The organism is Pseudoalteromonas sp. MEBiC 03607 (assembly GCF_004792295.1).
GTDB lineage: Bacteria > Pseudomonadota > Gammaproteobacteria > Enterobacterales > Alteromonadaceae > Pseudoalteromonas > Pseudoalteromonas lipolytica_C.
Genome location: NZ_SRRY01000001.1, coordinates 1385962 through 1400749 on the forward strand (window position 1 = coordinate 1385962; position 14788 = coordinate 1400749).

Sequence of the window (14788 nt, forward strand, 5' to 3'; positions counted from 1 at the left end):
TCGCTAACCAGAGTGCATTATAGCCCATTGCTGCTCTGATTTTTTAGTTATTTTGTCTTTCTTTTTTAGACGTTAATAATTACGCTCAACAATATAGCTAGCAAGGCTTGCCAGCTCGCGGGTGTCGTAATCAATAGCCTCAAGTGCTTTATGAGCCCGAGCCAATAAGTCTTGTGCTTTTTGCTTAGCGCCTGCCATACCTAATAATGCAGGGTAGGTCGCTTTATTGGCCGCAATATCTGAACCTTGCGGTTTGCCTAACGTTTCGGTGTCTGCCTCTACATCGAGAATATCGTCCTGTACCTGAAAAGCCAGACCAATTGCTTGACCAAACAAATTAAGCTGCTTTAACGTTTGCTCATCACATTGCGGCGCGGCCAAAGCCCCCAAGGTAATTGCACAGTTGAGTAATGCGCCAGTTTTAAGTTGATGAATACGTTCTAGTTCTTCGACTGTAATTGCTTTATCAGTGGCTTCAATATCAAGTGCCTGACCACCTACCATACCCTCTATACCTGAGGCTTTGCTTAACGAGGCGATCATTCTTACCTGTTGTGTCGCAGGTACTGCAAACTGATGGTTAGCAATTAAATCAAATGCTAATGTTTGAAGAGCATCACCGGCGAGAATAGCTTGCGCTTCACCATAAACAATATGACAAGTCGGGCGGCCACGTCTTAAGTCATCATCATCCATAGCTGGTAGGTCATCATGAACTAATGAGTAGCTATGAATACACTCAATAGCAGCGGCAAGAATATCAAGGTCAGCTTTGTCAGCTCCCATCATGCGGCCCGTCGCATAAACGAGGTAAGGACGTAAGCGCTTACCACCATTTAAAACGCCGTAATGAGTGGCTTCTTTAATGGTTTTTTCAGTGTTTAGTGGCAGTTCGAAATAGCGGTTTAAATGTGCTTCAACGTCTTCTCGAGCGCGTTGTAATTGTTCTTTTAATTGCACTTAATTAGTCCAAGTTTGAGTCAAAGTTGCTAAGAGGAGCTTGGCTATCGTTACCCATTAATATGGCCACTTTTTGTTCGGCTTGTTGTAATTTTCCAGATGAGGCATTCGCAAGCGCTATACCACGCTCAAACTGTTTTAGCGATTGTTCTAAAGACAGTTCACCTTGCTCCATTTGTGCAACAATCTGAGATAATTCATCCAGTGCTTCTTCAAAACTCAAGTTTTCTGGTTTCTTTGTTGCCATAGTGGCCTCGATAGCTAATAGAAAGTGAGGCCAATTTTAGGGGGAATGCTAAACTAGGTCAAAGAATGATGTGTTTTTTTGCGCATAAAAGGAAATCAATATGCTATTTTTACGGTTTTAGAAGTAGCGGCAACTTGTAGCTTAAAAATCTTACATTAAAATAAAATTAATTCATTTAATGATTTAAGTAATTCAATTGCTTGCCGATAAGCAGTTAATAATAAAAATTTGATGCCGTTGGTGTCGTGTATTTGTTCCTCTGGAGGGGTATGTGGATTTAGCAACCATAATAGGTATTCTTGGTGCCATAGGCTTAATTGCTATGTCGATGGTATTAAGTAGTGACGGCCAAGTTGCAATGTTTTATAACACGCCTTCGGTGGTCATTGTATTTGGTGGTTCGATTTTTATCGTGTTATCGAACTTCACTATGGGGCAGTTTTTGGGCATTGGTAAGGTCGCTGCAAAAGCCTTTATGTTCAAAATTGAATCGCCAGAAGAATTAATTGAAAAAGCAGTAGAATTAGCTGACTCAGCACGTAAAGGTGGTTTCTTAGCATTAGAAGAAGCCGAAATCCCTAACGGCTTTATGCGCAAAGGGGTTGATATGTTAGTGGATGGTCATGATGCTGATGTAGTTCGTGCCACACTGCAAAAAGATATTTCCCTCACCGCTACTCGCCATGAACTTGGTGCAGGTTTATTTAAGTCGCTTGCCGATATCGCTCCTGCGATGGGGATGATAGGCACGCTAATTGGCTTGGTTGCAATGTTATCTAACATGGATGACCCAAAAGCAATTGGTCCAGCAATGGCTGTAGCTCTTTTAACTACACTTTATGGTGCTTTTTTGGCAAACGTTGTTGCAATTCCAATTCAGGTAAAACTAGAGCTGCGTAAAGATGAAGAAGCCCTCAACCAACGTTTAATTCTTGATGCGGTACTGGGTATTCAAGATGGTCAAAACCCGAAAGTCATCGAAGGCATCTTGAAAAACTATTTAGCTGAATCAAAACGTAAAGTCGATACCGAGGAGTAGGGCATGTCAGATCAAGAGTGCAAATGTCCACCTCCGGGGTTACCTGCCTGGATGGGAACCTTCGCAGATTTAATGTCGCTATTAATGTGCTTCTTTGTACTCTTGCTTGCTTTCTCGGAAATGGATGTTCTTAAGTTTAAGCAGATAGCAGGTTCAATGAAGTTTGCTTTTGGTGTACAAAATAAAATTGAAGTAAAAGATATTCCAAAAGGGACCTCGGTCATTGCAATGGAGTTCACACCAGGCAAACCTGAACCTACTCCTATCGAGACAATTCAACAACAAACCGTAGAGATGACACAACAAATGCTCGAGTTTCAGGCTGGTGATGAAAGCTCTGCAGGTGGTCGTCAAGAACAGCGTGGTAATAAGCGTGGCGGGGAATCACAAAGCACAGCTCAGCAACAAGCAATGGAGCAGTCAATTTCTGCAGCCGATCAAGAGCAAACGAATGAGCTAGTAAAGAAAATTGCCCAACAGCTTGAGCAGCAAATTATGGATGGCGCGATTGAACTTGAGTCATTAGGTCAGCAAATTATTATTCGCATTCGTGAGAATGGCTCATTCCCTTCAGGCAGTGCTTTCTTACAGCCTAGGTTTAAACCTATCATTCGTGATATTGCTACGCTGTTAAAAGATGTGCCGGGTGAAATAACCGTGTCAGGGCATACAGATGATTTCCAAGTATCGAATGAGCTTTATACAAACAATTGGGATTTGTCGTCAAAACGTGCTGTTGCAGTTGCTAGCGAAATGGAAAAGGCGCCCGGTTTTGATAAATCTCGTATGATGGTTGTAGGTCACGCAGAAACAAGGCCACTAGTACCGAATGTAACCGATGAAGATCGTAGGCGTAACCGACGAGTCGAGATCTCTATTATGCAAGGTAAGGCGCATGAATCTGAGCCTATTGATGTGAGGCAATAAATCAATTAAAGTGAAACTTCATTAACAGATGTAATGGAGTATACAAATGAAAAAAGTTGATAAATATAGCTATATGCCAGGCAATGGTGATGGCGGTGATGACGATAAAACTGATTAAGGCGCTACATTTTGCCTGACTGGTTTGTAGAAATTAGAGTTATCTTAAGCAATAGCTGGGTGTTCATTTTGAGCCCGGCTATTATTATTTTTTATCTTCGTAAAGATTGGCCTGCTTTTTATTTCTCTGTTATTACTGCTGCTTTTTTCCTTTATGGAACTCTTATTTATTCTGCTTTAAAAGAATTTGATGACATTTATATCTGGCGCTATGTAGTCTGGGCTTTTAATGATATTGCTTGGATGGCAATCATTGCTTATTTAGGTATTAAAGACAAAGTCTACTTATGGCAAAGTGTGTTGGGACAACTTGTTGTTATTATGGCGCCAATTTTACAACTGTTCCGTTTGGTCGACCGCCATCTTTGGGATTTATCATACAGTACCTACATGTATAAGACCCTGCTACCGCTAATCAATATTGGTACTGTGGTCGTTTGTTACCTACCACTTATCTATCTCTTTACTCGACGAAGTCAGCAAGCTTAAGCGATTCCTAAGTTAAAAATCCTGTGCTAGACTACTGTTTATAAAAACAGTATTTAGTGTTGCTTTATGAAACTTTACATTGCCGAAAAACCCTCCCTAGCACGGGCCATTGCAGATGCGCTGCCAAAACCACAGAAAAAACAGGATGGTTATATAGAGCTTGCTAATGGTGATTGTGTTTCTTGGTGTGTAGGGCATTTGCTTGAACAAGCAGAGCCCGATGATTACGATGCAAGTTTTAAAAAGTGGCGATTTGAGCACTTACCTATCGTGCCAGAACAATGGCAATTAAAACCTAAAGCCAAAACCCGTAAACAACTCACTGTATTAAAAAAGCTGATCAAGCAGGCAAGTATCATAGTTCATGCAGGTGACCCTGACCGTGAAGGCCAGCTATTGGTTGATGAAGTAATTGATCAGGTCAAACTAAGCCAAGCTAAAAAACAGCAAATTCAACGACTCTTAATCAGCGATTTAAACTTAAGTGCAGTTAAAAAAGCACTTAATAATTTAAAATCGAATCGTGATTTTATTCCCTTAAGTGTATCTGCTTTAGCTCGCTCGCGTGCTGATTGGCTATTTGGTATGAATTTAACGCGAGCTTATACGCTAGCTGGGCAAAAAGCTGGATTTGGTAATGTGTTATCTGTTGGGCGGGTACAAACACCTATTTTAGGTTTAGTTGTAAATCGTGATAATGAAATAGCGAACTTTGTAGCAAAACCTTTTTATGAAGTATTAGCTCATCTTGAAACTGAGCAGCAGCAAACTTTTTCTGCTAAATGGCAGCCAAGTAAAGCATGCGAACCTTATCAAGATGAAGAAGGGCGGGTATTACATAGAGGACTTGCTGAAAATGTTGTGTCACGAATAACTAATCAGCCAGCTAAAGTAGTTGAGCTTGAGCAGAAGCAAAAAAAGCAACAAGCGCCGCTACCTTATAACTTATCAGCTTTACAAATCGATGCGGCAAAAGCGTTTTCAATGCCTGCGCAAAAGGTGCTCGATATCTGTCAAAGTTTATATGAACGTCATAAGTTAATTACTTATCCTCGATCAGATAATCGCTATTTACCAAAAGAGCATCATAAAGATGCAGCTAAAATTATTGCTGCTATTGCTAATAATGAAGGGCAAGCAAGTGAAGCTTGTAAGCAAGCTGATACGAGCAAGCGTAGTAAATGTTTTAATGACAGCAAAGTTGCAGCTCACCACGCGATAGTACCTACCGAAAAACAACTTCGCTCAGCAACATTAAATAGTGATGAACAAAAAGTCTATCGGTTGATCTGTCGTCATTATTTAATCCAGTTTTATCCAGACTATGTATTTAACGAAACCAAAGTAACGGTTGAAATTGCAGGTGGGCTTTTTAAAGCAGCTGCTAAGCAAGATGTTAGCCTAGGCTTTAAAACATTGATGGGCAAAACAGAGTTAAAAGATGAGCAAACCTTACCTGCTCTTGAAAAAGGTCAGTTGCTGCATTGCAATCAAGGCGAAGTGATAGACAAAATGACGACACCGCCAGCGCATTTTACTGATGCTACCTTATTAAGTGCTATGACAGGCATCAGCCGGTATGTGAAAGATCCTGAAATTAAAAAGATCCTTAAAGAAACCGATGGCTTAGGCACTGAGGCTACACGGGCAGGTATTCTTGAGCTTTTATTTAAGCGCCGCTTTTTAGAGCGTCAGGGTAAAAACATTTTAGCAACGGCAACAGGAAAAGCACTCATTAGTACATTACCAGAGCAGCTTGCTAGCCCTGATTTAACAGCTAAGTGGGAAGCATCATTAGGGAACATAGCTGAGCAACACATGAGTTATCAGCAGTTTTTAACGCCATTACTGGCAGAGCTGCATGCTTTAGTTGAGCAAGCGAAGCAGTGTGACAGTCAAATATTTTCCCAATTACCAAAAACGCCGCAAAAGCGACGTTTTAAAAGAAAAGCTAAGCCTAGAGCTAAGTCAGCCTAAACTATTTTTTATTGAACAGGGCAACTGCGGCGTTACTCATAGCTGTTATGCCTGTAGGAAGCGCCTTTTTGTAATCAGGTGCAAACTTACTTGAGTGTAAAGAAGGTAATGTTGCACCAGATTTCATCGCTTCATCATATTGACTCGGCTCAACACCGCCTAACCAAAACAAAGTAATAGGCACGTGCTGCTCTGTACGACCATAAAGACCAAAGTCTTCACCAGCCATGACAGCTTCAGTTTCAAGTACATTGTCTTCACCAATAGCGTTAGCAATTGCTGAACGCACTAGGTTGGTTTGAGCTGGATTATTGTAAGTAGAGGGAATTGATTCATCTTCATGCACAAATACTTCAGGAGCTAAGCTTTCATCAAGTCCGGCACTTAATGCGATGCCTTTAGAAATTCGTTTAATCGCAGCGATTTGTTGCAAGCGTACTTCAGGGTTATAGCTACGAAGTGTTAATTGCAGTTTTACTTCATCTGAAATAACATTGTGTTTAGAGCCCCCGTGAATAGAACCTACCGTGATAACCGATGGTTCAAGTGGTGACAATTCGCGACTAGTAATAGTTTGCAGCGCCAACACAATACGTGAAGCAATTACAACAGGGTCTATTGTTGTGTGTGGGTAGGCACCGTGACCGCCTTTACCTTTTACTGTAATATCAACAGAGTCAACGCTTGCCATCGTATATTCTGTTTTCATGCTAACTTTGCCAGCAGGAACACTGGCACTAACATGTAAACCAATAACATGGTCTGGAGTAGGGTACTTAGTAAATAGCCCCTCTTTCAGCATGGCTTTTGCACCGCCTCCTACTTCTTCTGCTGGTTGTGCCACCATCATTAAAGTGCCTTGCCACTGATCTTTGTGTGTCATTAACTGTTGGGCTGTGCCAATAAATGAACTCATGTGAATATCATGACCACAGCCATGCATTACGCCAACGGTTGCACCAGCATCATTAGTAACAGTTACTTTAGAGGCGTATGGCTTACCAGTTTGTTCAACAATTGGTAAGCCGTCAGTATCAGTGCGGATCATGACCGTAGGGCCATCACCGTTCTTATATATCCCAACAACGCCGTAACCACCCACATTATCTGTAACAGTAAAGCCCAGTTGTTTTAATTGCTTTGCTAACTTTTGGCCCGTTTTCTTTTCGTGGTATGACAACTCAGGAGATTGATGCAAATCTAAATAGAGATCTTCAATCTCAGGCATGGTTTTTTGAAGATTTAAATCGAGCGTTGTTGCTTGCGCGAATGGACTAAGAAGTAATAAAGCTGCAGAAATAGCAGATAATTTCATAATGACCTCGACCCGTAGGACTTGTAATTGTTATGTTTGCCACTATATCAAAACTTAAATACTTATATAGTGCAATCAATCAAATGAATAATATGATAAATCTTACCCCGCAAAGTTTGCAGCAAGCACTGGGTGAAACGTCCGCTGAAAAATTAGTGTTACTTACTTTTTACTCTGCACAAAATCCAGAGTGTTATCAACAAGCTGCTATTTTAGAGAAGATCGCACACGAATATGGTGAGCATTTATTAGTAGCAACGTTAGATTGTGATGTTGAGCAGGCACTTGCAAGTCAACTTGCACAGCAAATAGGTTTGCAAGCACTACCCACTCTTGTGATGTTAAAAGACTCAGCGCCTGTTGATATGTTACCTGGTGCTCAAACTGAACAGCAAATTCGTGATGCGTTAGCAAAGCATTTACCCGCACAACATGAATTATTACTTGAGCAAGCTAAACAAGCGTTAATTAATCAGGATTTAAATAATGCATTTAGTTATGCAAAGCAGGCATACGAGCTAGATCCAAACCATACTCGTGTAAAGTTAGTGTTAGCTGATATCTGTATTCAAATTCATAAGCTAGATGATGCGCAAGCATTATTAGATTCGGTTGCAGAAAATGAACGTGATGCGTATTTCACAAATATCCAAGCTAAATGTGAACAAGCGTTAGCAGCAACAGATTCACCAGAAATAAAAGCACTACAAGCGAAAGTAGAAAAATATCCAAATGATCTTGAGATAAAACTAGAGCTAAGCAATGCCTTAAACATTGCAGGTCGCAAAGAAGAAGCACTTGAGATGTTATTTACTGTGCTTAAAAAAGATCTAAATTACGCGGATGCAAAACCAACATACCTAGAAATCATTGCCTCCTTACCTGATGGTGATGCACTTGCTTCTAAGTATCGCCGTAAATTATATAGTATCTTGTACTAAATCTAGTGTTGATTGATAAAAGCGCCACTTAAATACAGGCGCTTTTTTATTTAAAAAAACTTGCGTATTACCTAATTTCGATAATACTTAAGATCCTCTCGAGAAAAGTTGGCTGTATTTTATACAGTAAACTATGTTTTTTACTGCCTTTAGCTTGTTTTTTGCGCGAAAGGTAAGTTTTTAGTAGTTTTCTACAAAAAGTGCTTGCGTTAATTCTTCGCATCCCTATAATGCGCATCCACTGACACGGCGGGCAGCAATGAAAAGCGCTGAACAAACTGACAGAGAGTCAAGTAAAACTTCGGTTTAAAACGGTCTAAAAAGAAAGTTTAAAATTAAGTGTTGACTCAAAAATCTAAGGATGTATTATACGCATCCCTCGAGACGCAAAAGTATCTCAAAACGTTCTTTAACAATATAAAGCAATCATCTGTGTGGGCACTCGTACAGGTTGAGTTCTAACAGCAGATTCTAGTTCGCTAGATGACGCAAACAAATTTAGAGTCTCAATTGAACTGAGTGACCAACGGAAACAAGTTTACTTGTTTCAGCACAGTCAATTCGATATCGAAAGATATCAAAATTCAGAATTCATTGAGCATGTCCTTCGGGACAGAAAAAACTTTTAATTGAAGAGTTTGATCATGGCTCAGATTGAACGCTGGCGGCAGGCCTAACACATGCAAGTCGAGCGGTAACAGAGAGTAGCTTGCTACTTTGCTGACGAGCGGCGGACGGGTGAGTAATGCTTGGGAATATGCCTTATGGTGGGGGACAACAGTTGGAAACGACTGCTAATACCGCATGATGTCTTTGGACCAAAGTGGGGGACCTTCGGGCCTCACGCCATAAGATTAGCCCAAGTGGGATTAGCTAGTTGGTGAGGTAATGGCTCACCAAGGCGACGATCCCTAGCTGGTTTGAGAGGATGATCAGCCACACTGGGACTGAGACACGGCCCAGACTCCTACGGGAGGCAGCAGTGGGGAATATTGCACAATGGGCGCAAGCCTGATGCAGCCATGCCGCGTGTGTGAAGAAGGCCTTCGGGTTGTAAAGCACTTTCAGTAAGGAGGAAAGGTTAAGTGTTAATAGCACTTAGCTGTGACGTTACTTACAGAAGAAGCACCGGCTAACTCCGTGCCAGCAGCCGCGGTAATACGGAGGGTGCGAGCGTTAATCGGAATTACTGGGCGTAAAGCGTACGCAGGCGGTTTGTTAAGCGAGATGTGAAAGCCCCGGGCTCAACCTGGGAACTGCATTTCGAACTGGCAAACTAGAGTGTGATAGAGGGTGGTAGAATTTCAGGTGTAGCGGTGAAATGCGTAGAGATCTGAAGGAATACCGATGGCGAAGGCAGCCACCTGGGTCAACACTGACGCTCATGTACGAAAGCGTGGGGAGCAAACAGGATTAGATACCCTGGTAGTCCACGCCGTAAACGATGTCTACTAGAAGCTCGACTCTTCGGAGTTGTTTTTCAAAGCTAACGCATTAAGTAGACCGCCTGGGGAGTACGGCCGCAAGGTTAAAACTCAAATGAATTGACGGGGGCCCGCACAAGCGGTGGAGCATGTGGTTTAATTCGATGCAACGCGAAGAACCTTACCTACACTTGACATACAGAGAACTTACCAGAGATGGTTTGGTGCCTTCGGGAGCTCTGATACAGGTGCTGCATGGCTGTCGTCAGCTCGTGTTGTGAGATGTTGGGTTAAGTCCCGCAACGAGCGCAACCCCTATCCTTAGTTGCCAGCGATTCGGTCGGGAACTCTAAGGAGACTGCCGGTGATAAACCGGAGGAAGGTGGGGACGACGTCAAGTCATCATGGCCCTTACGTGTAGGGCTACACACGTGCTACAATGGCGCATACAGAGTGCTGCGAACCTGCGAGGGTAAGCGAATCACTTAAAGTGCGTCGTAGTCCGGATTGGAGTCTGCAACTCGACTCCATGAAGTCGGAATCGCTAGTAATCGCATATCAGAATGATGCGGTGAATACGTTCCCGGGCCTTGTACACACCGCCCGTCACACCATGGGAGTGGGTTGCTCCAGAAGTGGATAGTCTAACCTTCGGGAGGACGTTCACCACGGAGTGATTCATGACTGGGGTGAAGTCGTAACAAGGTAGCCCTAGGGGAACCTGGGGCTGGATCACCTCCTTATACGATTTAGAACTTATTTGTTCGTAGTGTCCACACAGATGATTGTTAGTTAGCTAAACCCTTTGGTTTAACTAATTAATATGCTCTTTAAAAATTTGGAAAGCTGATATTAAAATTCTTATAGATACTTGTATCTATAAAGAGTTTTCAAAAGTAAAAATATGCCAGTTAATCAGCAATGATTAATCGGTATCTACTTTAGTATTCTCATCATTATTTGATGAATTAACTTCTGGCGAAGTTAACAGCTGTCACTAACAAAGACCCGTTTGGGTTGTATGGTTAAGTGACTAAGCGTACACGGTGGATGCCTTGGCAGTTGGAGGCGATGAAGGACGTATTAACTTGCGATAAGCCTAGTCAAGCTAGTAAAAAGCGCTTGAGACTAGGATTTCCGAATGGGGAAACCCACCTGCTTGCAGGTATCTTACACTGAATACATAGGTGTAAGAGGCGAACGCGGAGAACTGAAACATCTAAGTACCCGTAGGAACAGAAATCAACCGAGATTCCGGAAGTAGCGGCGAGCGAAACCGGACCAGCCCTTAAGCTTATTATGTGTTAGTGGAACATTCTGGAAAGTTTGACGATACAGGGTGATAGTCCCGTACACGAAAATGCATCTTAAGTGAAATCGAGTAGGTCGGAGCACGTGAAACTTTGACTGAATATAGGTGGACCATCATCTAAGGCTAAATACTCCCAACTGACCGATAGTGAACCAGTACCGTGAGGGAAAGGCGAAAAGAACCCCTGTGAGGGGAGTGAAATAGAACCTGAAACCGTGTACGTACAAGCAGTAGGAGCCCACTTGTTGGGTGACTGCGTACCTTTTGTATAATGGGTCAGCGACTTATATTTTGTAGCGAGGTTAACCGATTAGGGTAGCCGTAGGGAAACCGAGTCTTAACTGGGCGTATAGTTGCAAGGTATAGACCCGAAACCCGGTGATCTAGCCATGGGCAGGTTGAAGGTTGAGTAACATCAACTGGAGGACCGAACCCACTAACGTTGAAAAGTTAGGGGATGACCTGTGGCTAGGAGTGAAAGGCTAATCAAACCGGGAGATAGCTGGTTCTCCCCGAAATCTATTTAGGTAGAGCCTCGGACGAATACTTACGGGGGTAGAGCACTGTTAAGGCTAGGGGGTCATCCCGACTTACCAACCCTTTGCAAACTCCGAATACCGTAAAGTACTATCCGGGAGACACACGGCGGGTGCTAACGTCCGTCGTGAAGAGGGAAACAACCCAGACCGCCAGCTAAGGTCCCAAAGTCATAGTTAAGTGGGAAACGATGTGGAAAGGCCCAGACAGCCAGGAGGTTGGCTTAGAAGCAGCCACCCTTTAAAGAAAGCGTAATAGCTCACTGGTCGAGTCGGTCTGCGCGGAAGATGTAACGGGGCTAAACTATGCACCGAAGCTGCGGATTCATACTATGTATGAGTGGTAGGGGAGCGTTCTGTAAGCCGTTGAAGGTGACCCGGGAGGGTTGCTGGAGGTATCAGAAGTGCGAATGCTGACATGAGTAACGATAATGCGGGTGAAAAACCCGCACGCCGGAAGACCAAGGGTTCCTATCCCATGTTAATCAGGGTAGGGTAAGTCGACCCCTAAGGCGAGGCCGAAAGGCGTAGTCGATGGGAAACGGGTTAATATTCCCGTACTTGGTATAATTGCGATGGGGGGACGGAGCAGGCTAAACAAGCATGGCGTTGGTTGTCCATGTGAAAGTGAGTAGGTTGGTGACTTAGGAAAATCCGGGTTGCTAAGACTGAGACACGAGACGAGCCACTAAGGTGGTGAAGTTGTTGATGCCATACTTCCAGGAAAAGCCTCTAAGCTTCAGATTATACCGAATCGTACCCCAAACCGACACAGGTGGTCAGGTAGAGAATACTAAGGCGCTTGAGAGAACTCGGGTGAAGGAACTAGGCAAAATCGTACCGTAACTTCGGGAGAAGGTACGCTCCTATCTGTGATGAGACTTGCTCTCTAAGCGGACGGGAGCCGCAGTGACCAGGTGGCTGGGACTGTTTATTAAAAACACAGCACTGTGCAAAATCGCAAGATGACGTATACGGTGTGACACCTGCCCGGTGCCGGAAGGTTAATTGATGGGGTTAGTTTTCGGACGAAGCTCTTGATCGAAGCCCCGGTAAACGGCGGCCGTAACTATAACGGTCCTAAGGTAGCGAAATTCCTTGTCGGGTAAGTTCCGACCTGCACGAATGGTGTAACCATGGCCACGCTGTCTCCACCCGAGACTCAGTGAAATTGAAATCGCAGTGAAGATGCTGTGTACCCGCGGCTAGACGGAAAGACCCCGTGAACCTTTACTACAGCTTGGCACTGAACATTGACCCTACATGTGTAGGATAGGTGGGAGGCTTTGAAGCAGAGACGCTAGTCTTTGTGGAGCCGTCCTTGAAATACCACCCTTGTAGTGTTGATGTTCTAACGTTGGCCCCTAATCGGGGTTACGGACAGTGCCTGGTGGGTAGTTTGACTGGGGCGGTCTCCTCCCAAAGAGTAACGGAGGAGCACGAAGGTTGGCTAAGTACGGTCGGACATCGTACGGTTAGTGTAATGGTAGAAGCCAGCTTAACTGCGAGACAGACACGTCGAGCAGGTACGAAAGTAGGTCATAGTGATCCGGTGGTTCTGAATGGAAGGGCCATCGCTCAACGGATAAAAGGTACTCCGGGGATAACAGGCTGATACCGCCCAAGAGTTCATATCGACGGCGGTGTTTGGCACCTCGATGTCGGCTCATCACATCCTGGGGCTGAAGTCGGTCCCAAGGGTATGGCTGTTCGCCATTTAAAGTGGTACGCGAGCTGGGTTTAGAACGTCGTGAGACAGTTCGGTCCCTATCTGCCGTGGGCGTTTGAGAATTGAGAGGGGTTGCTCCTAGTACGAGAGGACCGGAGTGAACGAACCGCTGGTGTTCGGGTTGTCATGCCAATGGCACTGCCCGGTAGCTACGTTCGGAACTGATAAGCGCTGAAAGCATCTAAGCGCGAAGCAGGCCTCGAGATGAGTTCTCACTAGACTTTTAAAGTCTCTGAAGGGCCGTTGAAGACTACAACGTTGATAGGCAGGGTGTGGAAGTGGTGCGAGCCATTAAGCTAACCTGTACTAATTACCCGTGAGGCTTAACCATACAACGCCAAACGCGTTTTATGACAGCGTAACAGACAGAAGTTAAGACACTAAAGTAGACATTTACTTGATATCAGAATTCCAGATTTTAGTTAATTGCAAAAGCGATTAACAAACCAAATTTGCTTGGTGACAATAGCGTTTTGGACCCACCTGACCCCATGCCGAACTCAGTAGTGAAACGAAACAGCGCCGATGATAGTGTGGCATTTGCCATGTGAAAGTAGGACATCGCCAGGCTCCTAATTCAGTCGCAAGACTTTAAATTAAAAATAATAAGAAAATTGAACAGAATTTTCTTGGTGACAATAGCGTTTTGGACCCACCTGACCCCATGCCGAACTCAGTAGTGAAACGAAACAGCGCCGATGATAGTGTGGCATTTGCCATGTGAAAGTAGGACATCGCCAGGATCCTAATTAAAGAAAGCCCGATTCGAGAGAGTCGGGCTTTTTTGCGTCTGGAGCTGTCAGCTTTCAGCCGTCAGACGTCAGCTGAAACACAGAGACATCAGTGGTTAGAGATTAGATGTCAGAGTTGTTATGTAACTGAGTCACCAACAGCAACAAAACCCCGTAGGAGGCACTTCAGTGCCGAATCAGACCATAACAAACACATTCATGGCTAAAGCCATTCCTACAAGTACACTTTACCTAGAACCTAGAACCTAGAACCTAGAACCTAGAGCCTAGAGCCTAGAGCCTCCGGCAGAGGGAGACGCAGCACCAAACAACCCCACCGCGCGACTGATCGCTGACGGCTGAAAGCTGATAGCTCTCTGTGTTGGGTTTCGCTGCGCTCTACCCAACCTACGCCAGAGCTTTAAAACTTTCCTCTTTCTAACTTTACTCTCGCTAACTCACTACAAACCACAGTGCCCCTTGCTTCCCTAACGTTGTTATGCGATAAAGCGTTTATATTTGTAATACAATTAGGGTTTACTGTGTCTCGTAAGAAAACAACCAAGTCAAAAGGTTCTTCAGGGTTAAATCGTAAAAATAGTGAAGCATTCATCGCTAAGTTCTCATCTCATCCTGATACGCATCTATGCCCATCGGGTTTAATGTATAAAGTGATTGATGATGTTGCAGGGGATCGCGTGACAGAGTTCGATACAGTGGTCATTAATCAACGTATTATGCTTGCTGATGGCAGTGTCATTGCCGACAGTTATAAAGCGGGTATGCCAGAGGTGTTTGCTTTATCAGAAGCTATAGAAGGGTTACGAGAAGGTTTGTTATTAATGAATATCGGCTCTCGCTATGAATTTGTGATCCCCCCAGAGCTTGCTTGGGGTAAAAAAGGTAACGGCGGAAAAATTGGTGCGAACGCAGTGCTGCATTTTGACGTTCGGTTGATGCGTTTAGCTTAATTCTTCTCGCATAAGTCCTTTAGCATAACTCGACAGAGTATTTGAAACGCGTTAACGTTCACTACTGGTTACT

Annotated in this window: 9 protein-coding genes and 4 rRNA genes; 10 read left to right on the forward strand and 3 right to left on the reverse strand. The window is 43.9% G+C overall.

Annotation, left to right across the window (positions count from 1 at the left end; all coding sequences use genetic code 11):
• Window positions 1-72: 72 nt before the first annotated feature.
• Together ispA and xseB are read right to left on the reverse strand one after the other, a co-directional pair.
• A complete protein-coding gene (gene ispA / locus E5N72_RS06300) occupies window positions 73-960 on the reverse strand; it encodes a (2E,6E)-farnesyl diphosphate synthase (RefSeq protein WP_135923694.1) in 888 nt (295 codons plus the stop codon).
• Between the two features lie 4 nt (window positions 961-964).
• Window positions 965-1207, reverse strand: a complete 243-nt coding sequence (xseB, locus tag E5N72_RS06305; protein ID WP_054552565.1) for an exodeoxyribonuclease VII small subunit — start codon at window positions 1205-1207, stop codon at window positions 965-967.
• A 271-nt stretch (window positions 1208-1478) separates the two neighbouring features.
• Between xseB and pomA the strand changes: the two genes are divergently transcribed.
• The 4 genes from pomA to E5N72_RS06325 all read left to right on the forward strand — a co-directional run bounded on the left by pomA (window position 1479) and on the right by E5N72_RS06325 (window position 5756).
• On the forward strand, window positions 1479-2246 hold the full coding sequence (pomA, locus tag E5N72_RS06310) for a flagellar motor protein PomA (protein ID WP_135923695.1): 768 nt from the start codon (window positions 1479-1481) through the stop codon (window positions 2244-2246).
• 3 nt (window positions 2247-2249) lie between these two features.
• Window positions 2250-3173: a flagellar motor protein MotB gene (locus E5N72_RS06315; RefSeq protein ID WP_135923696.1), complete on the forward strand. Its 924-nt coding sequence runs from the start codon at window positions 2250-2252 to the stop codon at window positions 3171-3173.
• A gap of 129 nt (window positions 3174-3302) precedes the next feature.
• On the forward strand, window positions 3303-3779 hold the full coding sequence (locus E5N72_RS06320) for a hypothetical protein (protein ID WP_135923697.1): 477 nt from the start codon (window positions 3303-3305) through the stop codon (window positions 3777-3779).
• Between the two features lie 66 nt (window positions 3780-3845).
• A complete protein-coding gene (locus E5N72_RS06325; protein ID WP_135923698.1) occupies window positions 3846-5756 on the forward strand; it encodes a DNA topoisomerase III in 1911 nt (636 codons plus the stop codon).
• Window position 5757: 1 nt separating this feature from the next.
• Here the strand turns inward: E5N72_RS06325 and E5N72_RS06330 are convergent, their stop codons facing one another.
• Window positions 5758-7071 carry an amidohydrolase gene (locus E5N72_RS06330; RefSeq protein ID WP_135923699.1) on the reverse strand — a complete coding sequence of 438 codons (1314 nt, stop codon included), beginning with the start codon at window positions 7069-7071 and terminating at the stop codon, window positions 5758-5760.
• Window positions 7072-7154: 83 nt separating this feature from the next.
• Between E5N72_RS06330 and E5N72_RS06335 the strand changes: the two genes are divergently transcribed.
• The 6 genes from E5N72_RS06335 (at window position 7155) to E5N72_RS06360 (ending at window position 14715) form a co-directional block, all read left to right on the forward strand.
• A complete protein-coding gene (locus E5N72_RS06335) occupies window positions 7155-8012 on the forward strand; it encodes a tetratricopeptide repeat protein (protein ID WP_135923700.1) in 858 nt (285 codons plus the stop codon).
• Window positions 8013-8638: 626 nt separating this feature from the next.
• Window positions 8639-10179: ribosomal RNA gene (locus E5N72_RS06340) — 16S ribosomal RNA — on the forward strand.
• Window positions 10180-10459: 280 nt separating this feature from the next.
• Window positions 10460-13344: ribosomal RNA gene (locus E5N72_RS06345) — 23S ribosomal RNA — on the forward strand.
• A gap of 124 nt (window positions 13345-13468) precedes the next feature.
• A 5S ribosomal RNA gene (rrf, locus tag E5N72_RS06350) occupies window positions 13469-13583 on the forward strand.
• A gap of 58 nt (window positions 13584-13641) precedes the next feature.
• Window positions 13642-13756 (forward strand): 5S ribosomal RNA (gene rrf / locus E5N72_RS06355).
• Together the 16S, 23S and 5S rRNA genes form the textbook arrangement of a ribosomal RNA operon.
• Before the next feature lie 530 nt (window positions 13757-14286).
• Window positions 14287-14715 (forward strand): FKBP-type peptidyl-prolyl cis-trans isomerase, encoded by a 429-nt coding sequence (locus E5N72_RS06360; protein WP_135923701.1) that lies wholly within the window; start codon window positions 14287-14289, stop codon window positions 14713-14715.
• Window positions 14716-14788 lie beyond the last annotated feature (73 nt).